Annotated in this window: 22 protein-coding genes; 4 read left to right on the top strand and 18 right to left on the bottom strand. The window is 72.3% G+C overall.

The features are described 5' to 3' along the window. Nucleotides 1-120: 120 nt before the first annotated feature. The 12 genes from ABD907_RS19330 to hrcA form a co-directional block, all read right to left on the bottom strand. Nucleotides 121-822 (bottom strand): hypothetical protein, encoded by a 702-nt coding sequence (locus ABD907_RS19330; RefSeq protein WP_486334121.1) that lies wholly within the window; start codon nucleotides 820-822, stop codon nucleotides 121-123. A gap of 34 nt (nucleotides 823-856) precedes the next feature. Continuing rightward, nucleotides 857-2545 (bottom strand): protein kinase domain-containing protein, encoded by a 1689-nt coding sequence (locus ABD907_RS19325; protein WP_345218593.1) that lies wholly within the window; start codon nucleotides 2543-2545, stop codon nucleotides 857-859. After that, entirely contained in the window at nucleotides 2542-4089 is a 1548-nt protein-coding gene (locus ABD907_RS19320) for an FHA domain-containing protein (RefSeq protein WP_345218592.1), read from the bottom strand. The genes ABD907_RS19325 and ABD907_RS19320 overlap by 4 nt, the downstream gene beginning before the upstream one ends. Next, complete coding sequence (locus tag ABD907_RS19315) at nucleotides 4086-4934, bottom strand: PP2C family protein-serine/threonine phosphatase (protein WP_345218590.1); 849 nt, start codon at nucleotides 4932-4934, stop codon at nucleotides 4086-4088. The genes ABD907_RS19320 and ABD907_RS19315 overlap by 4 nt, the downstream gene beginning before the upstream one ends. Nucleotides 4935-5081: 147 nt before the next feature. Continuing rightward, entirely contained in the window at nucleotides 5082-6599 is a 1518-nt protein-coding gene (locus tag ABD907_RS19310; RefSeq protein WP_345218588.1) for an alpha/beta hydrolase family protein, read from the bottom strand. A gap of 169 nt (nucleotides 6600-6768) precedes the next feature. Continuing rightward, the gene (era, locus tag ABD907_RS19305) at nucleotides 6769-7788 is read right to left on the bottom strand and encodes a GTPase Era (protein ID WP_345218587.1); all 1020 of its coding nucleotides are present in this window, start codon (nucleotides 7786-7788) and stop codon (nucleotides 6769-6771) included. Next, nucleotides 7775-9061, bottom strand: a complete 1287-nt coding sequence (locus tag ABD907_RS19300; RefSeq protein ID WP_345218586.1) for a hemolysin family protein — start codon at nucleotides 9059-9061, stop codon at nucleotides 7775-7777. The genes era and ABD907_RS19300 overlap by 14 nt, the downstream gene beginning before the upstream one ends. 10 nt (nucleotides 9062-9071) lie before the next feature. Continuing rightward, entirely contained in the window at nucleotides 9072-9524 is a 453-nt protein-coding gene (gene ybeY, locus ABD907_RS19295) for an rRNA maturation RNase YbeY (RefSeq protein ID WP_345218584.1), read from the bottom strand. A 79-nt stretch (nucleotides 9525-9603) separates the two neighbouring features. Continuing rightward, the gene (locus ABD907_RS19290; protein WP_345218924.1) at nucleotides 9604-10674 is read right to left on the bottom strand and encodes a PhoH family protein; all 1071 of its coding nucleotides are present in this window, start codon (nucleotides 10672-10674) and stop codon (nucleotides 9604-9606) included. A 138-nt stretch (nucleotides 10675-10812) separates the two neighbouring features. Next, the gene (locus ABD907_RS19285; protein WP_345218583.1) at nucleotides 10813-11613 is read right to left on the bottom strand and encodes a 16S rRNA (uracil(1498)-N(3))-methyltransferase; all 801 of its coding nucleotides are present in this window, start codon (nucleotides 11611-11613) and stop codon (nucleotides 10813-10815) included. An 11-nt stretch (nucleotides 11614-11624) separates the two neighbouring features. Beyond that, on the bottom strand, nucleotides 11625-12764 hold the full coding sequence (gene dnaJ, locus ABD907_RS19280) for a molecular chaperone DnaJ (protein ID WP_345218581.1): 1140 nt from the start codon (nucleotides 12762-12764) through the stop codon (nucleotides 11625-11627). A 97-nt stretch (nucleotides 12765-12861) separates the two neighbouring features. After that, complete coding sequence (gene hrcA, locus ABD907_RS19275; RefSeq protein WP_345218580.1) at nucleotides 12862-13881, bottom strand: heat-inducible transcriptional repressor HrcA; 1020 nt, start codon at nucleotides 13879-13881, stop codon at nucleotides 12862-12864. Between the two features lie 133 nt (nucleotides 13882-14014). On the opposite strand from hrcA, the gene ABD907_RS19270 reads away from it, so the two are divergent. Then, complete coding sequence (locus tag ABD907_RS19270) at nucleotides 14015-14881, top strand: DUF3097 domain-containing protein (protein ID WP_345218922.1); 867 nt, start codon at nucleotides 14015-14017, stop codon at nucleotides 14879-14881. Here ABD907_RS19270 and ABD907_RS19265 read toward each other — a convergent pair. The 4 genes from ABD907_RS19265 to lepA all read right to left on the bottom strand — a co-directional run bounded on the left by ABD907_RS19265 (nucleotide 14878) and on the right by lepA (nucleotide 19818). After that, nucleotides 14878-15879, bottom strand: a complete 1002-nt coding sequence (locus ABD907_RS19265) for a hypothetical protein (protein WP_345218577.1) — start codon at nucleotides 15877-15879, stop codon at nucleotides 14878-14880. The two genes, ABD907_RS19270 and ABD907_RS19265, sit on opposite strands and share 4 nt — an antisense overlap. Before the next feature lie 118 nt (nucleotides 15880-15997). Continuing rightward, on the bottom strand, nucleotides 15998-17296 hold the full coding sequence (hemW, locus tag ABD907_RS19260; protein WP_345218575.1) for a radical SAM family heme chaperone HemW: 1299 nt from the start codon (nucleotides 17294-17296) through the stop codon (nucleotides 15998-16000). A gap of 3 nt (nucleotides 17297-17299) precedes the next feature. After that, nucleotides 17300-17953 (bottom strand): MOSC domain-containing protein, encoded by a 654-nt coding sequence (locus ABD907_RS19255; RefSeq protein WP_345218574.1) that lies wholly within the window; start codon nucleotides 17951-17953, stop codon nucleotides 17300-17302. Next, complete coding sequence (lepA, locus tag ABD907_RS19250) at nucleotides 17953-19818, bottom strand: translation elongation factor 4 (RefSeq protein WP_345218572.1); 1866 nt, start codon at nucleotides 19816-19818, stop codon at nucleotides 17953-17955. The genes ABD907_RS19255 and lepA overlap by 1 nt, the downstream gene beginning before the upstream one ends. A 150-nt stretch (nucleotides 19819-19968) precedes the next feature. Between lepA and ABD907_RS19245 the strand changes: the two genes are divergently transcribed. The 3 genes from ABD907_RS19245 to rpsT all read left to right on the top strand — a co-directional run bounded on the left by ABD907_RS19245 (nucleotide 19969) and on the right by rpsT (nucleotide 22011). Continuing rightward, entirely contained in the window at nucleotides 19969-20748 is a 780-nt protein-coding gene (locus ABD907_RS19245; protein WP_345218569.1) for a maleylpyruvate isomerase family mycothiol-dependent enzyme, read from the top strand. Nucleotides 20749-20844: 96 nt separating this feature from the next. Further along, nucleotides 20845-21444 (top strand): hypothetical protein, encoded by a 600-nt coding sequence (locus ABD907_RS19240; RefSeq protein WP_345218567.1) that lies wholly within the window; start codon nucleotides 20845-20847, stop codon nucleotides 21442-21444. 306 nt (nucleotides 21445-21750) lie between these two features. After that, nucleotides 21751-22011: a 30S ribosomal protein S20 gene (gene rpsT / locus ABD907_RS19235; protein WP_345218564.1), complete on the top strand. Its 261-nt coding sequence runs from the start codon at nucleotides 21751-21753 to the stop codon at nucleotides 22009-22011. A gap of 72 nt (nucleotides 22012-22083) precedes the next feature. Here the strand turns inward: rpsT and ABD907_RS19230 are convergent, their stop codons facing one another. Beyond that, on the bottom strand, nucleotides 22084-23247 hold the full coding sequence (locus ABD907_RS19230) for a glycosyltransferase family 4 protein (RefSeq protein WP_345218563.1): 1164 nt from the start codon (nucleotides 23245-23247) through the stop codon (nucleotides 22084-22086). A gap of 85 nt (nucleotides 23248-23332) precedes the next feature. Then, complete coding sequence (gene holA, locus ABD907_RS19225) at nucleotides 23333-24337, bottom strand: DNA polymerase III subunit delta (RefSeq protein WP_345218561.1); 1005 nt, start codon at nucleotides 24335-24337, stop codon at nucleotides 23333-23335. Nucleotides 24338-24382: the final 45 nt, after the last annotated feature.

The raw sequence follows: 24382 nt of genomic DNA, 5'->3' as shown, positions 1-24382 counted from the left end.
CGGCAGCCACATGTCCTGGCCCGGCGGACCGCCAGCGATGCTACCTCAGGCCGGTCACAGCTCCTGGCTCCGGGAACCTGGCGCCGATGGGCACAACTCCCCATGGCTGAGCGCTGCGCCTCAGTCCTGCGCGCGCTCCTTCGCCTTCTCGAGCAGAGGCAGCTGCTCGGCGGTGACCAGGCGGGAGGCGACGGCGTGCTCCACCAGACGAGCCCGCCGGTTGACCGCGAGCCTGCGGGGACCGCCGCGCAGACCCCGCACACCATGCCGGTGGAGCTTGTAGCAGACGTTGTCGAGCTTCCGGTTGAACCGGGTGATGGCCCAACCCAGGCGTGCCGCGGCCTCCTGCGAGGTGGGGATCGACGTCGTGGAGCCCCGGCCCGTGAGGACCGGCTCGGCGAGCGACAGGACGAGCTGGAGCTGGCTCTCCGTGAACGTCACCGGCCCGATGGTGGTCTCACCGATCTCGACCTCCTCGGCGGGACGCGTCGGCAGGAACGTGGGGTCGTCGTTCACCAGGGTCAGCTCGTACGTCGTCGGCCCCGCGGTGAACAGCACGGTGGTGCGGGCGTAGACGATCGGCAGCCGTGCGCCCGGGGCGAGCCAGGCCTGCGTGTTTCCCTCGGGGTCGGCGATGGTGGCCGAGAGCCGTGAGCCGACGTTCTCCATCCACCACAGGCCCTCGTGCGCGCTGACCTCGAGGAAGCGGCGATGCAGGTACGGGTTGTCGTCGATCTCCAGGACGCCCTCCCGCCCGATGACGAACGGCTCCTCTGGGTCGAGCGGGAACCACTCGCCGCAGAACTCCAGCTGCATGGCCATACTCAGGTCTCCACACTCCCTCGGTTCTCCATGCTCACGGGACGCACGTCACGGCCGGCTCGTTGGAGGTCCGACCGTTGTCCAGACGGATCTTCACCGAGAGGCACACCTCACCCGATGCGTCCTCGATCACGACACGCGGCTCGTCGGCGGGGATGACGTCGGTCGGCGCCCCCGGTTCGGTGCGCCGCCACGTGAAGGTCACCTCACCGGAGTCACCCAGGTTCTCCGGCGCCGCCCACGTGAACGTCACGGTGCTGCCCTGCCGCGTGCCGGCGAGGTCGACCGGCGCGGGCACGACGTCGGGCAGGGCGATGGTCGGGCCGCCGGTCGCCGTCGGGCGGTCGTCCGGCTCTCCCCGCAGCTCGCCCGCGACGAAGATCACGCCGACGGCGGTGAGGACGGCTGCCGCGACGACCACCGCAGCCACCACCACCCCGCGACGCGACGAGCTGCGCTCCTCCTTCGGCCGGCCGTCGGGGTTGCTGTACTGGTCCGGCAGCTGGGGCTGCGGGGCGGCGGCACCCCGCAGGCGGGTTGCCTCGACCTGAGCGGACACGTTCGTCGGCCCACGCAGCGCCGTCCGATCCTCGTCGTCGGGGCCAGCGTGTGCAGGGCCACCGTGTGGAGGGCCACCGTGTGGAGGGGCGCCGCGCGCAGCACTGGTCGTCGCCGGGACCCTCGGCGCCGGGGCGCCGTACGGGCGGCTGCCCTTCGACGTTCCGCCGTGGGGGTCGACCTCGACGACCTGGCGGACCATGGTGCGCTGGTCCCCGCCTGCTTCGACGCCGCCCCCGGCCGCTCCGGGTGCGCCAGGCCCTTCGGGTCCGGCGTCACCGCTGAGCCAGGAGGTGTCCGGCAGCTCGATGTCGCTCATCGGCAGCCGCATCTCCTGCTCGACCACCTGGAGGGCGCGCGCCAGGTCGAGCGCCGAGCCGTACCGCTGTGCCGGCACTTTCGCCATGGCCCGAGACAGCACCCGTTCCAGCGAAGCGGGGACGTCACCCCGCCCGATCGGCGGGACGGGGTCGCGCCGGATGCGCGTGGTGAAGTCCAACCGGGTGTTCGGGCCGCCCGGCCGACTGAACGGCGACCGGCCGGCCAGCAGCGTGTAGATCGTCGCGGCCAGGCTGTAGACATCACCTGCGACGCCGGAGGCCGCGGCGCCCTCGACCGCCTCGGGCGGGGCCCACGGGATGGAGACGCCGGTGGTCTCCTCCAGCATCGTCGAGGTCAGGCCGGCGATGCCGAAGTCGGCGAGCGCCGGCCGGCCGTACTCGGTCGTCAGGACGTTGGCCGGCTTGATGTCGCGGTGCACGATGCCACCGCGGTGCGCCGTCTCCAGGGCGCCGGCGATCCGCACTCCGATGCTGACCGCCTCCGCCACGCCGAGCGGTCGCACCTTGATGCGTTCGGCGAGATTCGGCAGCGGGCAGAACTGCATGACGAGGAACGGCCGGCCGTCCCCCGCCTCGCCGGCGTGATAGAGGTCCACGATCGAGGAGTGGCCGGACAGTGCGGCCATGAGGTTCGCCTCGTCGATGAACTGCTCACGGGGCTGGCCCTCGGTCGCTTCCTTGGTCAGCACCTTGACGGCGACCTTCCGTCGCGGCATGTGTTGGGTGTAGAGGTAGACGTCGGAGAAGCCGCCCGATCCGAGCAGCCGCTCGAACGTGTATCCCGGCAGCTCCGGATGCTGAGCGGGCGCGCGGCGGGGGCTCACGTGCCGCGCTCGCCGGTGGCCATGACTGTGGCGGTCACCCCGGTGCCGATCTCGATGACGCCACCCGGCGGTACGGGTACGCCGGAGCCGGGAGGCAGCCGGAAGGACTGCTGCCCAGGCAGGAAGACGACCGTGCCGTTCGTCGAGTTCATGTCCGTGACGACGACGTGCTCGCCGGCGGGGCGCACCTCGACGTGCGTGCCGGAGATGTCGCGCTCCGGGTTGGTGATGGTCACCAGTCGCGGCACCTCGGCGCCGCGGAACCGCGCGGACTCCGGCGCACGGCCCAGCAGCAGCGGCTGCGAGATGTCCATCCGGGTGCCGTCGGACATGAGCAGCTCGAGCCGAGGGCCGGCCGGGACGGGTTCTTCCGTCGCCTGCGGCGGCCCGGAGGTCGCCTGGAGCCCGGGCAGCTCCGAGGGCATGACGGTCTCGCCGTCGTGGTCGCCCTCGTCCCACGAGGGTGCTGGCGCCGACGGGCCCTGGCCGGGCGACGCGGCCTCAGGGGACGGGCCGTGAGCAGGTGCGGACTCAGCAGGAATGGCCGGAGCACTCGTGGCGGGGGCGGGCGTGCCGGGGGCCGGCGTAGCGGGAGCCGAGCGCTCAGCAGCGAACGGATCAGCCGCCGTCGGCTCACCAGGAGCGGTCGGCCGGCCCGGAGGCGGACCGGCCGCGGGCGCCCCGCCAGCAGGACGGCCGGCGTCGGGTTGGGCGGGTGCTGCGGCCCCTGAGGCGGGTGGCCCGTGTCGTGCCCCCGGCACCTCGGAGATGAGCCCGCTCGCGGGCGCCGTCGTGGTGCCCGTGGTCGAGTCGTCCTCGGGCGGGCGGGTGAGCTCTTCCTCGCGCTCCGGGGCCCGGGTGACGTCCAGCGGGCTGTGCTGCGGCTCCGCGCGCTGGGGCGCGACCGGCTCCGGCTCCGGCGGGCGCGGGTCGCCCGACCGCCCCATGGCGGCCGCCAGGGCCGGGGCCTGCATGAGGGTCAGCTCGAGGTCTTCCTCTGCGTCTTCCTCCTCCGCGGCCGGTTGCGCGATCCGCAGACCGGCACGGGACGCGTGCTCGGCGTCGGCGGCGACGCTGCGCACCCCGGACGCCAGGGCGATACCTGTGCCCACGGGGAGCCAGATCTCGTCCAGCGCACCATCTTCCACCGAGACTGCCGACTCGGCCGAGACTGCCGACTCGGCCGATCCTGTCGAACCGCCAGGACCCAGGGCGATCGTGAAGTCATCGCCCGGCAGGACGGCCTCCCGCCACGTGGCGTAGCCGGCGCCGCTGACACTGTCCGCGCCGACCTGGACGGCAAGGTCACCCCGGACGAGGATCCCGAGCCCGTCCGCACGAGCCTCCACCATGGCGAACGCCGGCATCGTCCTGATCCCACGCTCGGCGAGGTGCTCGATCCAGGTGCCGAGCCGCGAGCCGGTCCGAGTGACGTGCCACAGCTCCCTTGCCGCCGCGACGCCGAGGTCCGGATGGAGCAGGGCGACGGCGCCGTCGGTCACGATCGCGATCCATGCGCCGGTGCGGTACTCGTGGATGATCATCGACGGCCTTCCTCGCCCGGCAGCGTCGTGCTCAGGTCTTCCTCGTCCTCCTCGGCGGCACCGGGCGTACGCGCGGTCGCCTCGTCGAGCGAGGCGTCGTCCGGACCGTCGACGACGACGGCGGTCACGTTGTCACCCGCGCCACCGGTCACCGCCTGGTCGACCAGCATCGAGGCGGCCTGCGCGGGGTCCGCCACCGTGGCGAGGACAGCGGCGATCGCATCGTCACCGAGCTCACCGTTGAGGCCGTCGGTGCACAGCAGCAGCCGTTCGCCACGGTGCACTCGCAGCATCCAGAAGTCGACCTCGCAGTCCGGGCCGGTACCGATCGCCCTGGTGATCACGTTTCGACGCGGGTGGTTGCGGGCGTCCGCGGCGGCGATGGTGCCGTCGTCGACCATCTCCTGGACGAGCGAGTGGTCGACCGTCACCTGATGGAGCCGGCCGTCGGAGAAGCGGTAGACCCGCGAGTCGCCGACATTGAGCACGAGCCAGTACAGCTCACCGTCCTGCTCGGTGAGCACCGCTCCCGCCACCGTGGTGCCCGCGACCGGATCACGCCCGTCGGTCTCGACCCGACCGGCGACCGTCTCCCGCGCCATGGTCCGTCGGATCGTCTCTGCGGCCTCGCGGACGACTGCCAGCACGGCCTCGGCCGTGATCGTCGTCGACCGCTGGCCGGCCAGCGCGCGGAAGGCCTCCACGACCGTCTGGCTCGCCATCTCACCCCGTGCGTGACCGCCCATGCCGTCCGCCACGACGAACACCGGTTCCAGCGCCAGGGCCGCGTCCTCGTTGACGCTTCGCCGGCCACCGGCGTCGCTGGCCACACCCCACTGCGTCAACGTGTGCTCCCTCTCCTGGCGTCGTGCCCACACTAGAGTGCCATGCCGCCAGTACGACCCCGCGCCGTGCTCATCGTGCGGTCCCGCCCCGACCGCCTGACGCCCCCAGCGGACCCGAACGGCTGCGCGATCAGATCCTGGTGGCGCTCAGACCACAGCAGGGTAGACGCCCCAGTACGCCGCCGAGAGCAGCAGAACGAGGCCACCGGCCACCACGCTCACCGTGGCGACGAGGCCGGCCGTACGACGAAACCGCCCGCTGCTGCGCCAGGTCCCGCCCGCACGCCGGGCCCGCCGCGCGGCCGAGACGGTCAGGACGACCATCACGGCGGCCAGCACACCGGTGGCCTGCACGACGAGCCAGCCGCCCTGCACGAGAAAGGCGTCCTGCTGGTAGTTCAGCGCCAACGATGCCACCCCTGCCAGGTACGAGACGTAGAACACCCAGGTGGCCAGCGAGGAGAGCGCGAGCCCGGTGGCGAGCCGCGCCACGCCGTCGCCCGTCCGAAGGCACCGGCCGGCGGAACGCAGCCTCGTGAGAACCAGCGCAAGGCCGATCAGCCCACCCAGAGCCAGCAGGCCGAGGCCCCCGACGAGGACCACGATGATCATGTTGCCGGTGGCGTACCAACGGGGCCGGTCGACCGGGTCCGCGCGGAAGCCCTGCACCGGCTGCTCGCCGGCGATGACGGGGGCCGCGCCGGCGGTCTGGGGCAGTCCGAGGATCCAGCGCGAGAGGTCACGGGGGAACTCCGGGACCAGCTTCTGCCCCACCCTGATGCCGTGGTTCGCGTCCTCGTAGTAGCGGATCGTGTAGTCCTCGTTGCCCGCCACCGCCATGTCCTCGATGAGGATCTGAGCGCCCTGGACGATCGGCATGGAGGCGTCCGCGGCGCCGTAGATCATCAGTACCGGCTGGTCGAGCTGCTCCTGGTAAGGACTGACGTCGAAGTCGAAGTAGTCGAACCCGCCGCCGGGGAAGGTGCCACCGACCAGTCGTGGGATCGCTCGGAGGATGCGTTCGGGCACCCCCACCTCTCGCAGGTAGCTGTCGGCGGCGAACGCGCCCTGCTCACGGATCGGCAGCACGGGGGCCGAGACCAGCACCACGAAAGCGACATCCTCCTGCATCGCGCCGGCGACCGGTGCGGACATCGCGCCCTCGCTCTCGCCGTAGACGCCGACCCGGCCGGCGTCGACCCCCGGCCAGGACCGCAGCGTCTGCCAGGAGTCGAGGTAGTCCTCAGCCATCGCGACGTAGTCGCGGCTTCGGGCGGTGTAGGTGTCGGACCGCTTGTCCGGGACCATCGTCACGATGCCCGCGCTGGCCAGCTTCCGGGTCAGTTCCCGGAAGTTCTCGTGCGTCGCGGTCCCGGCTCCGTGCATGAAGAGCACGGCGGGCCGCTCACCGGGAGCGTCGACGGGTGAGGCGATGGTGGCCTGGATCGTGACCTCGTCGGCGACCTGGACGTCGACGACCTCGCTCACGACGTCGTAGGTGCCGACCGGCTCGGTGGCGGCGTCGGAGCCGATGGCGGTGTCCTCGGACTGCGGCACCACCGTGTGCTCGAGCGGCTGCGGGTTCCAGCCGGGTCCGGCGACGGACCCGATGAGCCCGAGGAGGAGCACCAGCACGATGCTGGCTCCCAGCCGCCGATATCTCACCGGACCAGCGTAGTCTCGCGCCCGGTTCGCCCCGGGAGGTCCGCTCGCTTCGGGCGGCCGTTCACGCTCCGCCGAGCGAAGGCCACTCCCGGCGCTGAGGGCCACAGCTGCACCAACAGCCCCCGCTGTTGCGAGTAGCCCTCGCTGCTCGCGCGGGCCGGTGCCTTCGTCAGAAGCCGAGGCGCCCGAGCAGCTTGGGGTCGCGCTGCCAATCCTTGGCGACGCGCACGTGCAGGTCCAGGTACACCCGGGTGCCGAGCAGCGCCTCGATGGCCTTTCGGGAGCGTGTCCCCACGTCCCGGAGCCGCTGCCCGCCCTTGCCGATGACGATCGCCTTCTGCGAGGGCCGCTCGACGTAGACGTTGACGTGCACGTCGAGCATCGGCGGACGCGGGTCGTCGGGCTCGCGCGGGCGTTCCACGATCTCCTCGACGAGGACCGCCAAGGAGTGCGGAAGTTCCTCGCGCACGCCCTCGAGTGCCGCCTCGCGGATGAGCTCGGCGATCATCACCTGCTCCGGCTCGTCCGTCAGCTCGCCGTCGGGGTACAGCGGTGGCCCGGGCGGCAGGTGGCCGAGCAGCACGTCGGTGAGGACGTCGACCTGCTCGCCGGTGACGGCCGAGACGGGAACGATGTCGGCGAGATCGAGCTTGGGCTCCATCTGGTCGACCGCGAGGAGGTGCTGGGCCAGCCGTTCGCGGGAGACGGTGTCCGCCTTGGTGGCGACGGCGACCACCGGGGTCCGCTGTTGGGCCAGCTCTCGGGCGATGTGCCGGTCGCCCGGGCCGACCTTCTGGTCGGCGGGCAGGCAGAACACCACGACGTCCACCTCGGAGAGGGTCTCCTTGACGAGGTCGTTGAGTCGCTGGCCGAGCAGCGTTCGCGGCCGGTGCAGGCCGGGGGTGTCGACGAGGATCAGCTGTCCGTCGTCGCGGTGGACGATCCCGCGCACCACGTGCCGGGTGGTCTGCGGCCGCCCGGACGTGATGGCGACCTTCTGCCCCACGAGCGCGTTCGTCAAGGTCGACTTGCCGGCGTTCGGCCGCCCCACGACGGAGGCGAAGCCGGACCGGAAGCCCTCGGGCCAGCCGGACGCCGGCACCAGACCGGTCACGGCGGACGCGTCGTCGGGTGGGAGCTCGTCTTCGCCCGGGAACTTCATCGCTGCTCGCACCTCATGGTTGCTCATCCTCCTCCACCTCCGGCGCCATCGAGGCGAGGAGCGTGGAGACGCGCCGTCGTCGTCCTTCGACCCGTTCGGCGACCAGGTGGAGCCCGTGGACGTCGACGTGGGCGCCCTGCAGCGGCACCTTGCCCATGGCCTTGGCGAGGAGGCCGCCCGCGGAGTCGACGTCGTCGTCGTCGAGCTCCAGGCCGAACAGCGCTCCGAGCTCGTCCACCGGCAGCCGGGCGGGCACGCGGATCGTGCCGTCGCCGAGGTCCTCGATCTCGGGCTCGGCCAGGTCGTGCTCGTCGACCATGTCGCCGACGAGCTCCTCGAGCAGGTCCTCGATGGTCACCAGGCCGGCGATGCCGCCGTACTCGTCGATGACGAAGGCGATGTGGACGCTGCCCGACTGCATCTCGCGCATGAGCTCGTCGACCGGCTTGGTCTCGGGCACGAAGGTCGCCTCGCGCATGACGTCGGAGACGGTCAGCTGCTCGGCGGACGTCCCGCGGTGCACGCGGGCGATGACGTCCTTGAGGTACAGGACGCCACGCAGGTCGTCGGTCGACTCGCCCACCACCGGCACGCGGGAGTACCCCGACCGCGTGAACAGGCTCAGCGCGCGACGCAGTGTCTCGTCGGCATCGATGGTGACCATGTCGGTGCGCGGGACCATCACCTCGCGGGTGACGGTGTGCCCGAGCCGGAAGACGGATTGCAGGAGCTCACGCTCGTCGTCCTCGATCTCCTCGGACTCGCTGACCCGGTCGACCATGTCCCGCAGGTCCTCCTCGCGCTCTTCGCGCGCCTCCACCTCGGTCTGCCGCGGCCGCGGCGAGACCGCCCGCCACACGTTCCCCAGGACGGTACCGACGTTGGCGAGGCCACTCATCAGCGGAGCGAGGACGGCCAGCACCCCGGTCGGGTTGCGGTGGCCCAGACGCCGCGGCGAGATCCCGACGACGACGACGAGCAGCATGGCCGTCGCGGCGACCGAGACCAGGAGGACCTGCCACCACCGCTCCAGGAGGTCGGCGACGGCCAGGGTCAAGCACACGGCCGCCGTCATCTCGGCGAGGACACGGACGAAGCCGGCCGCGGCGAGGGATTCCTCGCGCCGGTCCGCCAGCCGCTCGACGGCGGCCGCACCGGCTCGACCCTCAACAGCCATCTCGGCGGCAGCGGCACGGGTGAGCCGTTGCAGCGCGGACTCGCCGGCGCTGAGGACGGCGCTGAGCAGGAGCCCGGTCACGGTCAGCGCCAGCAGGCCCCACTCGGGGATCTGTCCCGTCATCGCTGCCCGGTCACCGGCCCGCGAGGAAGGTCAGGAGCAGCTTGCGCTGGAGCGCGAACATCTCCTTCTCATCCTCCGGCTCGGCGTGGTCGTAGCCGAGCAGGTGCAGAATGCCGTGCGTGGTCAGCAGCAGGAGCTCCTCGACCGTGGAGTGACCCGCGTCGCGGGCCTGGCGTGCGGCAACGTCCGGACACAGCACGATGTCGCCCAGCGTCCCTTCGACCGGGGCCTGGCCCGACCGGCCGGGACGGAGCTCGTCCATCGGAAAGGACAGCACGTCGGTGGGCCCCGGCTCGTCCATCCAGCGCTCGTGGAGCTCGGACATGATGTCGCTGGTGACGAAGAGGATCGACAGCTCGGCCTGCGGGTGGACCCGCATCTCCTCGAGCACGTACCGGGCCAGCGCGGCGAACTCCTCGCCGTCGACCTCGTGGCCGGACTCGTTGGTGACCTCGGTACTCATGACTGCTCCTCCTCAGCTGCGCGCCGGCCGGGTCTCGTCCCTCGCCCCAGCCCCCGCTGCGCAGTCGTCGGCGCAGAGCTCATGACCGGCGCTCGCCCGGGTGGTGGCGTCGCCCACGCGGAGGCTCCGGGCCGGTCGAGGCCGTGGTCGCGTCCCACCGTTCGTAGGCGTCGATGATGTCACCGACGAGTCGGTGCCGGACGACGTCGGCGCTCGTCAGACGACGGAACGTGACGTCGTCGACGTCGTCGAGGATCTCCTGGACCACCCGCAGGCCGGAGCGGGTGCCGGACGGCAGGTCCACCTGGGTGACGTCACCGGTGACCACGACCTTGGAGTCGAACCCCAGCCGCGTGAGGAACATCTTCATCTGCTCGGGCGAGGTGTTCTGGGCTTCGTCGAGAATGATGAAGGAGTCGTTGATGGTCCGGCCGCGCATGTAGGCGAGCGGCGCGACCTCGATGGTGCCGGCGGCCATGAGCTTCGGGATCGACTCGGGCTCCAGCATGTCGTGCAGCGCGTCGTACAGCGGGCGCAGGTACGGGTCGATCTTGTCGGTCAGCGTGCCTGGCAGGTAGCCCAGGCGCTCCCCAGCCTCCACTGCCGGGCGCGTCAGGATGAGCCGCCGCACGCGTCCCGCCTGCAGGGCGCCGACGGCCTTGGCCATGGCGAGGTACGTCTTGCCGGTGCCCGCGGGTCCGATGCCGAAGGTGATCGTCGAGGAGTCGATGGCGTCGACGTACTGCTTCTGACCGACGGTCTTCGGCCGGATCGTCCGGCCACGGGCGGAGAGGATGTCCGTGGTGAAGACGTCCGTCGGCCGCCCCGAGGTGTCGCGGAGCATGCCGACCGCTCGGTCGACCGCGTCCGCGCTCAGCGGCTGGCCGGTGCGGGCCACCGAGACGAGCTCCTCGACGAGACGCTCTGCGAGCCCGACGTCACCGCGCGGACCGGTGAGGGCGATGACGTTGCCGCGCACGTGGAGGTCCACGGCGGGAAAGCCGCGTTCGACGGCTCGCAGCGCCTCGTCGCGCTGACCGAGCAGGACGACCATCGGGACGGATTCGGGGACGGTGATCTGGTGCTGGACGTGGCCGAGAGGAAGCTCGGCACCGTTCTCACCCTGGTTCGGCACGGGATGCTGCGACATGGTGGCGGGCGCGGATGCCCTGGTCCTCCTCGGGTCCGGGTCGGCGGCGCGGGTGTGCGACACCGCGGTCAGGATATCGGGCCGGACTGGACGAGACATCGTCTTGGTCGGGCGGTCTCGGTCTTGAGGCCGGCGGCCTCAGTCCCAGCGTCCGAGTCGGCCCGCCAGCACGGCCAGCGCCGCCGGGCCGGCGGTGGAGGTCCGAAGGACGTGCGGACCGGCGAGGACGATCTGCGCCCCCGCCCCGGCCAGGGCGTCGGCCTCGTGGTCGGTGATGCCGCCCTCCGGGCCGACGACGACGGCCACCTCGGCCGGGCGGGCCGCGCCCCCGGCGACGGAGCCCGCCGTTCCCGCCTCGGGCAGCACCGCCGCGGTCATCGGTGTCGTGGCCGACTCGTGCAGCACCAGCACCGAACCGCCGGCGCCGACGGCGGAGGCGGCGGCCGCGGTCAGGTCCGACGTCGTCACGAGCTCGCGGACCGCCGGGACCCAGGCGCGCCTGGACTGCTTGGCGGCGGAGGCCACCACGGCCTCCCAGCGACGATGCCCCTTGGCCGCCTTCTCGGCGCCGGCCCACACGGAGACCGAGCGGCCCGCCTGCCACGGGACGACGGCGTCGACGCCGAGCTCGGTGGCGGCCTCGACGGCCTGTTCGTCACGCCCGCCCTTGGCGAGCGCCTGGACCAGGACCAGCCGGACGGCCGGCGGCGGCTCGTGGGTGACACCGGTGACGGTGACCGTCAGCGCGTCCCGGGCTGCGCCGTCGACCGTGCCCGTGACCCGCAGGCCGGCGCCGTCGACCAGATCGACCTCCTCGCCGGTGCGGATACGACGCACGGTGGCGGCGTGACGGGCCTCGTCGCCGCGCAGCGTGACGCGCCCTCCCACGCTCGACCCGGCGAGCACGTCGGGGTCGGCGTGGAAGACGGGGGTGGTCACCGGACGGCCGTTCAGCGCCCGCCGAGCTTCTCCCGCAGCCGGGAGAACATCCCGGTGCCGGAGGTGGCGAGGCGGGGCTCGGGCCGGTCCTCGCCCCGCAGGGCGGCAAGCTCGGCGAGGAGCTCTTTCTGCCGCTCGTCGAGCCGGCTGGGCACCTGGACCTCGACGTGGACGTGCAGGTCGCCGCGGCCGTTGCGCTGCAGGTGACCGACGCCGAGGCCGTCGAGCGTGTAGATCTGCTCCGGCTGGGTGCCGGGCGCGATGTCGATCTCGCGGGGTCCGTCGAGGGTGTCGAGGGCGGTCACGGTGCCGAGCGCGGCCGCGGTCACCGGCAGCGGCAGCGTGCAGTGCAGGTCGTCGCCGCGGCGTACGAAGGTCGGGTGCGGCAGCTCCCGGATCTCGACGTAGAGGTCACCCGTCGGGCCTCCGCCCGGCCCGACCTCGCCCTGGCCGGTCATGCGGATACGGGTGCCGGACTCGACACCGGAAGGGACCTCGACACGCAGCGTCTGTCGGGTCCGCACGCGGCCCTCGCCGGAGCAGTCGGGGCACGGCTCGGGAATGACGGTGCCGTGTCCCTGGCAGGCCGAGCAGGTGGTGGTGGCCATGACCTGACCCAGGAACGAACGGGTGACCCGCTGGACGGCGCCGCGGCCGTGGCACACCTCGCACGTACGCGGCGAGGTGCCGGGCCGGCAGCAGGTGCCCTGGCAGGTCGGGCAGACGACGGCCGTGTCGACCTGGATGTCCTTCGTGGCGCCGAAGACGACCTCGGAGAGGTCGAGGTCCAGCCGCACGAGCGCGTCCTGACCGCGCCGGGCGCGTGGCACCGGGCCGCGGGACGCGCCCCCGGCTCCCGCGCCGAAGAAGGTCTCGAAGATGTCGTTGAAGCCGCCGAAGCCGCCGAAGCCGGCGCCCCCTCCGCTGCCGCCCTGGCCGCCGAGGGCGGCCTCGCCGCCCATGTCGTAGAGCTGGCGCTTCTCCGGGTTCGACAGCACCTCGTAGGCCTGGCCGATCTCCTTGAACCGGTCCGCCGCCTCGGGGCCCGCGACGTCGGGGTGGTGGCTGCGGGCGAGCTTGCGGTAGGCCTTCTTGATCTCCTCCGCGCTGGCCTGGCGGGAGACGCCGAGGATCTCGTAGTAGTCGTTCACCGGGTCACTCTCTGCTGGGGGCTGTCGGGCGGTCGGTCTGCGCGGTGCGTGGCTCCCGCGTGCGTGCGCGGCGGTCGCCGTCGGAGCGGACCTGCTGTCAGGAGGCGAGGATCCGCGACAGGTATCGGGCCACGGCGCGCACCGCCGCCATGGTTCCGGGATAGTCCATCCGGGTGGGGCCCAGGACGCCGAGCCGGCCGACGCCCTCGGAGGGCTCCTCACTACCGTAGAGGCTCGTGACGATGGACGCCTCGGACAAGGCTTCGTCCTTGTTCTCGGAGCCGATCCGCACGGCGATCGAGTCCTGAGCCATCTCGGAGAACAGCTTCAACAGCACCACCTGTTCCTCGAGCGCCTCGAGCACCGGCGAGATGGTCCGGGTGAAGTCGAAGTCCGAGCGAGCCAGGTTCGCCGTGCCGGCCATGACGATGCGTTCCTCGGAGTCCAGCCGAAGCGTGTCGGTCAGCTGCTGAGCGACCGCCCTGACGAGCTCCTGGTGTGCCGGAGCGAACTGCTCCGGGAGCGCCTCGAGCTCCGGCGTGACCGCTTCGAGGCGGCGGCCCGCGGCGATGACGTTGAGCCGGGCGCGCAGCTCGGCGAGGATGTTGCCGTCGAGCTCCGTGGTGGTCTCCACGTTGCGCTGCTCCACCCGGCCGGTGTCCGTGATGATCACGACGAGCAGCCGCTCCGCGCTCAACGGAACGAGCTCGAGATGCCGCAGGCTCAGCCGCTTCAGGGACGGGTACTGCACGACGGCGACCTGGTGGGTCAGCTGCGCGAGCAACCGCACGGTGCGCTCGACGACGTCGTCCAGGTCGAGCGCGTCCCCGAGGAGCATCTGGATCGCGCGCTTCTCGGCCGCGGAGAGCGGCTTGACGGCCCCGATCTGGTCGACGAAGAGCCGATAACCCTTGTCGGTCGGTACCCGCCCCGCCGAGGTGTGGGGCTGGGCGATGAACCCGAACTCCTCGAGAGCCGCCATGTCGTTGCGGATGGTTGCCGGGGAGACGCCGAGGCTGTGCCGTTCGACGAGCACCCGTGAGCCCACCGGCTCGCGGGTCTCGACGTAGTCCTGCACGATCGCCCGGAGGACGTCCAGCCTGCGTTCGTCGCTCATGCGTCCTCCTCTCGCATGCCAGCACTCTCACGTTCCGAGTGCTAATCCTACCCGCCACGCCCCCGACCTCGCCGGTGGCGCCACGCACACTGCTTACCCTGCCAGCGTGACCCAGCAACGCGATCGATACGGCATGGACGTCCTCTCCTCCGACCCGCACCGGACGGGGCCCTACGCCCGCCGTGCCACGACCCGCGACGTCCCCGCCGACGCCGGCGTCGTCGTCGAGGAGATCGAGAGCGGCTGGGTCGGTGCCGTGCTGCGTGTGGAGAAGTCGGGCGGCATGCACGTCGTCGTCCTCGAGGACCGCCGCGGGGCCCGTCGATCCTTCCCGATGGGGCCGGGCTTCTGGATCGACGGTGCTCCGGTTCGCCTGGTGCCGCCGACGGCCCCGCGACGGCCCACGGGACCGGCCACCGCCGGCGGGCGGAAGCTGACGGCGTCGGGCTCCATCGCGGCGCCGCAGCAGCGCGCGCGGGTGGCCCGGGCCTCCCGGATCTGGGTGGAGGGCCGCCACGACGCCGAGCTCGTCGAGCGCGTCTGGGGTGACGACCTGCGGGTCGAGGGCGTCGTCGTCGAGATGCTCGACGGCGTGGACAACCTCGAGGCGGTGCTGCGCGACTTCTCGCCCGGCCCCACCCGCCGCGCCGGGGTGCTCGTCGACCACCTCGTGCGCGGCTCCAAGGAGCAGCGCATCGCCGACAAGGTCGCGCGCGGACCGGGCGGGAACCACGTCCTCGTGCTCGGGCACCCGTACGTCGACGTCTGGCAGGCGGTGCGCCCGGAGCGCGTGGGGCTGCGCGCCTGGCCCGACATCCCGCGCGGGACCGACATCAAGTACGGCACCCTGGCGGCGCTCGGCTGGCCGCACGCCGACCAGGGCGACGTCGCCCGGGGCTGGAAGCGCATCCTCGGGCAGGTCCGTGACTACAAGGACCTCTCCCCCGCCCTGCTCGGGCGGATGGAGGAGCTCATCGACTTCGTGACGGCCGAGGGCTAGGCCGTCAGCCCGGCGCTGCCCGGCTGTTGGACCGGCCCGCCCACCAGGCGGCGGTAGACGAACGCCGAGGCGATCACGACGAGCGGTGCCGCGACCAACGTTCCGACCACGAGCAGCAGCACGCCCACGATGGTGACTCCGATCGCGGCGAGGATGAACAGCAGGGTCGTCCCGATCGAGTCCTTGACGACGCGGAAGCTGCCCACGACGGCCTGCCAGCCGTTGACCCGCTGGTCCAGCGCGACGTGCAGGTAGAAGACGCCCAGCACGGCGATGATGATGCCCGGGACGACGAGCAGGATGAAGCCGACCGTCAGCAGGATCGAGAAGATGACGGCGGCCAGGAGCGCGTGGAGGACGTTCGGGATCTTGGTGAAGTCGCTGAACTGGATCTTGTAACCGTCGGTGGTCTTCAGGGCCGCCGACACCATCGCGGCACCGATCATGAAGTTGACGATGAAGAACAGCAGGCCGATGAGCTCGGCCGCCGGAACGAACGCGGTCGCGGCCTCGAGCGGGGCCATCCCGGCGGTGGCGGCCTCGCGGATGCTGTTCTCGATGCTCGTCCCGATGGCGCCGACCACCAGCAGGACCAGCGTGACAAGGACCCATGGACCAGGGCTGGCCTTGAAGCCCTCCCAGGCGAACCGGAAAGCCTCGCCGATCGAGACCGAACGAGACGGCTGGCCATACCCCGGAGGCTGCTGCCCGTGCCCCGGAGGCTGCTGCCCGTACCCCGGGTCCGGACCGTACTGAGGCGGCGGCTGCTGCTGACCGTATCCCGGCGGCGGGGGCTGCTGCCCGTACCCCGGGTCCGGACCGTACTGAGGCGGCGGCTGCTGCTGACCGTATCCCGGGGGCGGGGGCTGCTGCCCGTACGGCGAGTCCTGTCCGTACTGAGGCGGGGGCTGCTGACCGTACGGAGGCTGCTGGCCCGGCGCCTGCTCCTCACCCGGCCCGGGACGGTTCGGGTCGGGCATCGGCGGTGGCTGGGTCATGGGTCATGTCTCCTCGGTCGATGGCATGCCGGCGCACGCCGGGATCCAGTCTGGCCCCACTGGAGGCTCCGGCAGGGGTCAATGGTCACAAGTACCCGATAATCCCGGAAGCGTCGAATCAGGTCAGGGCCCGCACGACGGCGTCTGCGAGGAGCCGGCCCCGCCTCGTCAGCACCAGCCGGCCCGCCGCCGCGGGCCCCGCCTCGAGCAATCCCTCGTCACACAGCTCCTGCACCACGGTCGGGCGTCCGCCGGTGAGGCTTTCCGCGCCGCCGACCGCAGGACTGCCCGACGCCAGGTCCAGACCCTCGGCGAGCCGGACACCGAGCATGATCCGCTCGAGCTCCCGGGTCTCGGCGTCGAGGACCTCCCGTCCCGCCGCCGGGCTGAGGCCCTGCTCGAGCCGGTGGGCGTAGGCGCGCGGGTGCTTGGCGTTCCACCACCGCACGCCGCCGACGTGGCTGTGAGCGCCGGGTCCGATCCCCCACCAGTCCTGGCCGCGCCAGTAGGACAGGTTGTGCCGGGACGCGTGCCGCGGCGTCGCCCCGGGACGGTCGGCCGGGTGCACGCGGGCGAAGTTGCTGACCTCGTACCAGCGGTAGCCGGCGGCGCTCAGCATGTCGTCGGCGAGCTCGTACTTGCCGGCCGCGTCGTCGTCGTCGGGCAGCGGCAGCTCGCCCCGGCGGACCTGGGCGCCCATCTTCGTGCCCGGCTCGACGACGAGGGCGTAGGCGGAGACGTGGTCCGGCTCGAGAGCGGCGGCGGCATCGACGCTGCGGCGCCAGTCCTCCAACGACTCCCCCGGCGTGCCGTAGATGAGGTCCAGCGAGACCTCGAGGCCGGCCGCGCGGGCCCAGCGGACGACGTCGGGTACGCGCGCCGGGTCGTGCGTGCGGTCCAGGGTCGCCAGCACGGACGGCACCGCCGACTGCATGCCGAAGGAGACCCGGGTGAATCCGGCGTCGGCCAGCTCCTGGAGGTCGGCGGCACCGACCGAGTCCGGGTTCGCCTCGGTCGTGACCTCGACGCCGTCGGCCAGCCCCCAGGTGTCGCGGACGGCGCCGAGCATCCGGGCGAGGTCGCGGGGCGGCAGCATCGTGGGGGTGCCGCCACCGACGAACACCGTGGAGACGGTGCGCGCCGGCATGCCGGCAGCCGTCAGGGCGGGGGCGGAGAGCACGCCCGCGGCGAGCTCGATCTCGCGGATCGCCGTGTCGGCGTAGTTCTCGGCGTTCGCGCCGCCACCGAGCTCGGCGGAGGTGTAGGTGTTGAAGTCGCAGTAACCGCAACGCACCCGGCAGAAGGGCACGTGCAGATATACGCCGAAGTCCGGCACGCCGCCGTCCGGCCCGGGTGCGGCCGAGACGGGGAGGGCGCCGTCGTCGGGAGGTGTCTCGCCGTCGGGCAGTGCGGGCATCGCTCAGCGCCCGGCCGCGGCCGCGACGTAGTCCCGGAGGTAGTCGGCCATGACCCAGCCGTCCTCGCGCTCCGCCGCGAGGAGCGTGCGGGCGTCGGCCGGGTCCCCGCGGGAGAACCAGGCGGACACGGTCACGCCGTGCCCGGGGGTCTGGGTCACGGTGACGGGGTCGCCCGCGCGCACCTCACCTGGTGTGACGACGCGCAGGTAGGCGCCGGTGCGGGCCCGTTCGGTGAAGCGACGCACCCAGCCGCCCTGCTCGAGCCAGCGCCCGAACGTGGCGCACGGGGTGCGCGGGCCGGTGACCTCCAGCTCGAGCTCGGCGCCGATCCGCCACCGCTGGCCGATCACGGCGTCGTCGACCGCGACGCCGGTGAGACGCAGGTTCTCGCCGAACCGTCCGGGTGGGACGTCCTGGCCGAGCTCGGCGGCCCAGCGGTCCGCCTCGGCCTGGTCGTAGACGTAGACGGCCTTCTCCGCGCCGCCGTGGTGGGCGCGATCGGCCTGGACGTCGCCGCGCAGACCGAGAGGGCCGACCCGGACAGGACCGTCGACGGGACGTTTGTCGATCGCCGTCACGCCGACCGCGCCGTCGTCGCCGTGCAGCGCGGCGACGCGGCACACGTGGGTGACGCAGCCGCGGGGCGCGCGGCTCACTACTTCTTGCCGGTGGGCGCGTCGGAGGTCAGCGCGGCGATGAAGGCCTCCTGCGGGACCTCGACCCGGCCGACGTTCTTCATCTTCTTCTTGCCTTCCTTCTGCTTCTCCAGGAGCTTGCGCTTGCGGCTGATGTCGCCGCCGTAGCACTTGGCGAGCATGTCCTTGCGCAGGGCGCGGATGGTCTCGCGAGCGATGATGCGCGACCCGATGGCGGCCTGGATGGGCACCTCGAACTGCTGGCGCGGGATGAGCTCCCTCAGCTTGCCGGCCATGGACACGCCGTAGGCGTAGGCCTTCTCCTTGTGCACGATCGCGGAGAACGCGTCGACCTGCTCGTGGTTGAGCAGGACGTCGACCTTGACGAGGTCGGCCTCCTGGTCGCCGTCCGGCTCGTAGTCCAACGACGCGTACCCGCGGGTCTTCGACTTCAGCTGGTCGAAGAAGTCGCCGACGATCTCCTGCAGCGGCAGCACGTACCGCAGCTCCACGCGGGACTCGGACAGATAGTCCATGCCCTTCATGGTCCCGCGCCGCGACTGGCACAGCTCCATCATGGCGCCGATGAACTCGCTCGGGGCGAGGAGCGTCGCCCGGACCACGGGCTCGCGGATCGAGGCGATCTTGCCGGTGGGGAACTCGCTGGGGTTGGTGACCTTCGTCGTCGTCCCGTCCTCGACGGTCACCTCGTAGGACACGTTCGGCGCAGTCGAGATGAGCGCCAGGTCGAACTCCCGCTCGAGTCGCTCGCGGACGATCTCGAGGTGGAGCAGCCCGAGAAAGCCGCAGCGGAAGCCGAAGCCCAGCGCCACGGAGGTCTCGGGCTCGTAGGCGAACGCGGCGTCGTTGAGCCTGAGCTTGTCCAGGGCGTCGCGCAGCACCGGGTAGTCCGAGCCGTCCACCGGGTAGAGACCGGAGAAGACCATCGGCTTGGGCTCGCGGTAGCCGGGAAGCGCCTCGGTGGCCGGCGTTGCGGTGACCGTGACCGTGTCACCGACCTTGGACTGGCGCACATCCTTCACGCCGGTGATGAGGTACCCCACCTCGCCGACGCCGAGGCCCTTCGTCGGCTTCGGCTCCGGCGAGATGACGCCGATCTCCAGCAGCTCGTGGGTGGCGCCGGTGGACATCATCTTGATGCGTTCGCGCGGGCTGAGATCGCCGTCGACGACGCGCACGTAGGTGACCACGCCCCGGTAGCTGTCGTAGACGGAGTCGAAGATCATGGCGCGCGCCGGGGCCTCCGCGTCGCCGACCGGTCCGGGGACCTCCTGGACGATGCGGTCCAGGAGCTCCCGGACACCCTCGCCGGTCTTGCCGGAGACCCGCAGGCAGTCCTCGGGGTCGCCTCCGATGAGGTTGGCGAGCTCCTCGGCGTAGCGATCCGGCTGGGCTGCGGGCAGGTCGATCTTGTTCAGGACCGGGATGATCGCGAGGTCGTTCTCCATGGCCATGTACAGGTTGGCCAGGGTCTGCGCCTCGATGCCCTGCGCCGCGTCGACCAGCAGCACGGCACCCTCGCACGCCGCCAGCGACCGGTTGACCTCGTAGGAGAAGTCCACGTGCCCGGGGGTGTCGATCATGTTCAGCGCGTGCGCCTGACCGTCGACCTCCCACGGCATGCGGACGGCCTGGGACTTGATCGTGATACCGCGCTCGCGCTCGATGTCCATCCGGTCGAGATACTGCGCCCGCATGGCACGGTTCTCGACCACACCGGTCAGCTGCAGCATCCGGTCCGCGAGCGTGGACTTGCCGTGGTCGATGTGCGCGATGATGCAGAAGTTGCGCAGCAACGCCGGCGGGGTCGCCGCCGGGTCGATCTGCGAGGCGGCCGCCGGTGGGCGGTGCGGGGCGGTGGGCACTCAGTTCCTTCGCGACGTGGGCAGTCTCGGGCCAGCCACTATCGTCCCACGCCAGGGCCGAGACCTCTCGACGCGACCATCGTGCGACGTCGCCGGCGCCCCACGTCACCCACGAACCTGCAGGTCGGCGGCTCCGACTAGGTTGGCCCGATGCGCTCAACGGCACGTGTCGACCCGCTGTCCGGTCGTGGTTCCGGCATCGACCACCTCTCCGTGCTCGCCCGCCTGCAGGGCAGCTTCCTGAGCGGCGTCGAGCGCGCGGACCCGCGGGCACCGGTCCCACGGTGCGCACCGTGGCGGGTGGCGGACCTCGTCCAGCACCTCGCCTACATCCACCACTGGGCCGCGGCCCAGGCACGCGGTACCCGAGCGTCTCCGCTCGGCGACGCGCCGTCCGACCTCGCGTCGCACTATGCCGCGTGCGCGGCAGAGCTTCGCGACACGCTCACCGACCTCGGGCCGGACGCGGTGTCCCGGACCTTGCTGGGTCCCGGTCCCGCCTCGTTCTGGCACCGCCGCCAGGTGCACGAGACCCTCGTGCACCTCCACGACCTCCGTGCCGCCGGCGGGGACAACGTCGACACCGCTACCGTCGACGACGTCGGCGAGGACGACGTCGGAGCTGAGGTCTGGGCCGACGCGGTCGACGAGGTGGTCACCGTGCTGCAACCGCGGCAGGTGCGTCTCGAGCGGATGGGCTCGCTCGCACGCACGGTCGCGCTGACCGCCCCGGACACCGGCGGCACGTGGGTGCTCGGTGGCCACGAGGACACCCGCTCGCTCGGGGAACCGGCCGCGACGCTCACCGCACCGGCACACGAGCTCGCGCTCGTGCTGTGGCGGCGCCTCACCGTGGAGGACACGTCTGCCACCGTCACGGGTGAGCGCGCCGCCCTGGACGGGGCACTGGCACAGCCGATTGTCCCGTGAGCCGTGCTCAGTTGGGCAGCGGTCGGCGCCGCTGACGCGTGTTCGCCCTGGGATGACGGCCGAGCACGCGCGGTAGCGGCGTGGGAACCTGGTGACGTGACCGGCCCCACCGCCACCGCCGAGATGCTCAACCGCGTCGTGCCCACCCTCGTGCGGGTGGCGCGACGGCCCGGCGCGGTGCTGCTCACCATCGCCGGGACCGCCGTCGGCCTCTTCGCACTGCTGGGCCTCCTGCTGGCGACCGGTGCGACGGCCTGGACCGGCTGGATCCCGTTCGGCGTCGCCGTCGTGCTGGCCCTGCCGGTGCTCGTGCTCGCCGTGCGGCGGGCGCGTCTGCAGGCCCGCACCCGTGATCTCGACGTGGAGGTCGTCCGGGGGTCCTCCGGCGCCGAGGTCGTGGTCCTCTCGCCGGGCGAGGGCGGACCGGGCGGGACGGATCCGAGCCGCCGGGACACCGAGGAGGAGCAGGCCGTCCTCGACGCCGCCGCGGCGGAGAACGCCATCCGCACGGCCCGTTTCTTCCCCCGCCTCGAGGCGGCCCAGCGCGCGGCACGCGTCGCGGCCGGCGGCACGGTCAACGCGCCTTACCTCGCCGACGACGTCCGGGTCACTGTCGTGGCCCTGGTCGGCACGCTCGCCGCCATCCCCCTGGGCTTCCTCGGCGCCTTCGTCACGATGCTCATGCTCGCGGGCTGACCGCCGGCCGGGGTGGTTGCGTGCGCGACGGTTCCGTCGGCACCGAGCTCGGAGCATCACGGCCCTCTCCCGACCGAGCGCGGAGACCTCCGTCACGGGCCGCGGAGACCTCCGTCACGTGTCTCCGGGCTCCCGAACGGGTCCGCCCGGCTGCTACCATCGAGGTTCGGATCAGCGCCCCGGTCGGGCGCAAGATCCGGGCCACCGACCAACCACGAGGTATCCCCACGCCCCAGTCCCGGTCGCGGCGAACTCCCTCACCGACCGTTGACAGATCGCTCCGGCGAACGCATAGGAAGACCACACGTGGCGAACATCAAGTCCCAGAAGAAGCGCATCCTCACCAACGAGAAGGCGCGCCTGCGCAACAGGGCAGTGAAGTCCGAGCTCAAGACGCACGTGCGTCGCGTCCGCGAGGCCATCTCGGCCGGCGACAAGGACGCCGCAGCGACAGCGCTGCGCACCACGGGCCGCAAGCTCGACAAGGCAGCCAGCAAGGGCGTCATCCACGCGAACCAGGCCGCCAACCGCAAGGCGAAGCTGGCCAAGCAGGTCGCCAAGATCTGATTCGCAGCACAGCAGCACGGCGCCGTACCTTCAAGGTATGGCGCCGTTGTGCGTGCGGGCCGGGTTCGCGCGTCAGCCCACGAGCGGCCGCTCGAAGCCGGCGACCAGGCGGGCATCGCGCGCCTCGGCCCGGTCGATGACGTCGGTGTAGTGACCGAGCAGGGCGTCCCCGAGCGCCGTCCACGACCTCGGTAGCACGCGGCGCCTTCCCGCCTCCCCCATCCGTGCCCGGCGGGCCGGCTCCGCGGCCAGCGCGGCGACGGCGCGCCCCAGGGCGCCGTCGTCCTCCGGCGGGTAAAGGTGGCCCGTCTCGCCGTCGGCGACGACGTCGAGCGGTCCGCCGGCCGCCGGAGCCACGACCGGGACGCCGCTGGCCATGGCCTCCTGGAGCGTCTGCCCGAAGGTCTCGTGCGTCCCGGTGTGGACGAAGACGTCCAGGGCGGCGTAGGCGCGGGCGAGCTCGTCGCCGTCCAGACGCCCGAGGAACACCGCGCCGGGCAGCTCACGCTCGAGCGCGGCACGGGACGGGCCGTCGCCGACGACGACGAGGCGGACGCCGGGCTGCGACGCCACCGCGGTCAGCCGTTCCACGCGCTTCTCCGGTGCGAGGCGGCCCACGTACCCGACCAGGACCGTGCCGGGCGGAGACCCGGTGAGCAGCCGATCGCGCAGCGCCCGACCTGCCGGACTGGCGCGGTGCCGCGGGTGGTACGTCTCCGCGTCGACGCCGCGGCCCCACCACGCGGTGCGCTCGATGTCGACGGCGGCGAGATCGGCCAGGGTGGCGCGCGACGGCGCGAGCGTGAGGTCGGCGTGGCTGTGCACGGTTTGCAGCCAACGCCAGATCCCGGGAGTGGTCGCGCTGAGACCGTACTTACGGGCGAAGCCGGCCACGTCGGTCTGGAAGACCGCCACGCTGGGGATGCGGCGCCGTCGGGCGGCGAAGAGTGCCTGGGCGCCCAGGCCGAACGGGGCCGCCGCGTGCAGCACATCGGCGCCGAAGGCACCCAGCTGGCGCACCAGCGCGGGGCTCGGGACACCGGCCCGAAAGCCGCGGTAGCTGAAGGACGGGACCTCGGCCACGGGGAACCCGGCGTACTGGTGCGGTGCCGGTCCGGGGCAGACGACCATCGCCTCATGGCCTCGCAGGGCGAGGTGGTCGAGCACCCGCAGCACGGAGGTGGTCACACCGTTCGCCGCGGGGAGGAATGACTCGGTCACGACGGCGACTCGCACGTTGCTACGGTCGCGCCCCAAGGTGGCGCGACGACAACGCCTCGGCGAGTGTCCGGTGACGCTTCGGTGAACGGTCGGCGAGGGCTCAGCCGCGGCCCCGGGCCGCGGTGATCCGCAGGACGGCTCGCTCGACGGCGAAGACCGGGTCGCGGCCCAGGCCCTTGACCTCCGCGTCGGCGGCCGCGACGGCGGTGATCGCGTCGGCGAGGCCCTCCGGGGTCCACTGCCCGAGCTCGCGGCGGGCGCGGTCGACCTGCCAGGGCGCGAGTCCCAGGTCGCCGACGCTCACGCCGGACCGGCCGCGCGTGGCCGCGACCTTGGCGAGGGTGCGCAGCTTGATGGCCAGCGCGGCGACGATCGGCACGGGCCCGGTGCCGGTGGCGACGGCGTGCCGCAGCATGGTGACCGCCTCGCCGGTCCGACCGGCCAGGGCGGCGTCCGCGACCGCGAACCCGGTGGCCTCCACCCGTCCCCCGTAGTAGCGCAGGACCGTGTCGGCGGTGACGGTGCCCGTGGTGTCGGCGACGAGCTGGTCGGTGGCGGAGGCGAGCTCGCGCAGGTCGTTGCCGGTGGCCTCGACGAGTGCCTGGACGGCGTCCGGCTCGATGCGTCGCCGGGCGCGGGCGAAGTCCGCGCGGACCAGATCTGCCTTGTCGCTGTCGCGCTTGATCGGGTCGCACGTCACGACCGGATGGCCCGCCGAAGCGATGGCGTCGAGGAGCTTCTTCCCCCTGGTGCCGCCGTTGTGGCGGATGATGAGCCACACGTCGTCCGGCACGGCCTGCAGATACGCCAGGGCATCGGTCAGGAACGCGTCGGACATGGCTTCGGCGCCCTCGATGATGAGGCAGCGCCGCTCGCCGAACAGGGATGGGCTCGCGACCATCTCGAGCTGGCCGGACTCGTAGGCGGCGGCCTCGATCCGGGTGATCTCCACCCCGCTGTCGACCTCCCGCGCCTGCGCGACCAGGCGGCTGACCGAACGGTCGGCGAGCAGCCCTTCGGGACCGCGGACGAGGACCACGGGACCGAGCTCGACGCGGTCCCACTGCAGGCCGGGCGGGCTGGTACGGCGACGGGAGGGAGGCACCACCCAAGGGTGCCACGCACTGCCCACTCCCCCGCCACCGGACGT

The organism is Georgenia halophila (assembly GCF_039541595.1).
This window is presented reverse-complemented; position numbering and strand designations above follow the sequence as displayed.

What these genes read in the sequence shown, in the direction of transcription:
- ABD907_RS19330 (WP_486334121.1), bottom strand. Translation starts at nt 822, where the DNA reads ATGGCCATGCAGCTGGAGTTCTGCGGCGAGTGGTTCCCGCTCGACCCA.
- hrcA (WP_345218580.1), bottom strand. Translation starts at nt 13,881, where the DNA reads ATGAGCGACGAACGCAGGCTGGACGTCCTCCGGGCGATCGTGCAGGAC.
- ABD907_RS19245 (WP_345218569.1), top strand. Translation starts at nt 19,969, where the DNA reads ATGCGCTCAACGGCACGTGTCGACCCGCTGTCCGGTCGTGGTTCCGGC.
- hemW (WP_345218575.1), bottom strand. Translation starts at nt 17,296, where the DNA reads ATGCCCGCACTGCCCGACGGCGAGACACCTCCCGACGACGGCGCCCTC.
- ABD907_RS19270 (WP_345218922.1), top strand. Translation starts at nt 14,015, where the DNA reads ATGGACGTCCTCTCCTCCGACCCGCACCGGACGGGGCCCTACGCCCGC.
- ABD907_RS19320 (WP_345218592.1), bottom strand. Translation starts at nt 4,089, where the DNA reads ATGATCATCCACGAGTACCGCACCGGCGCATGGATCGCGATCGTGACC.
- ABD907_RS19290 (WP_345218924.1), bottom strand. Translation starts at nt 10,674, where the DNA reads ATGTCGCAGCATCCCGTGCCGAACCAGGGTGAGAACGGTGCCGAGCTT.
- era (WP_345218587.1), bottom strand. Translation starts at nt 7,788, where the DNA reads ATGAGCAACCATGAGGTGCGAGCAGCGATGAAGTTCCCGGGCGAAGAC.
- ABD907_RS19265 (WP_345218577.1), bottom strand. Translation starts at nt 15,879, where the DNA reads ATGACCCAGCCACCGCCGATGCCCGACCCGAACCGTCCCGGGCCGGGT.
- ABD907_RS19300 (WP_345218586.1), bottom strand. Translation starts at nt 9,061, where the DNA reads ATGACGGGACAGATCCCCGAGTGGGGCCTGCTGGCGCTGACCGTGACC.
- ybeY (WP_345218584.1), bottom strand. Translation starts at nt 9,524, where the DNA reads ATGAGTACCGAGGTCACCAACGAGTCCGGCCACGAGGTCGACGGCGAG.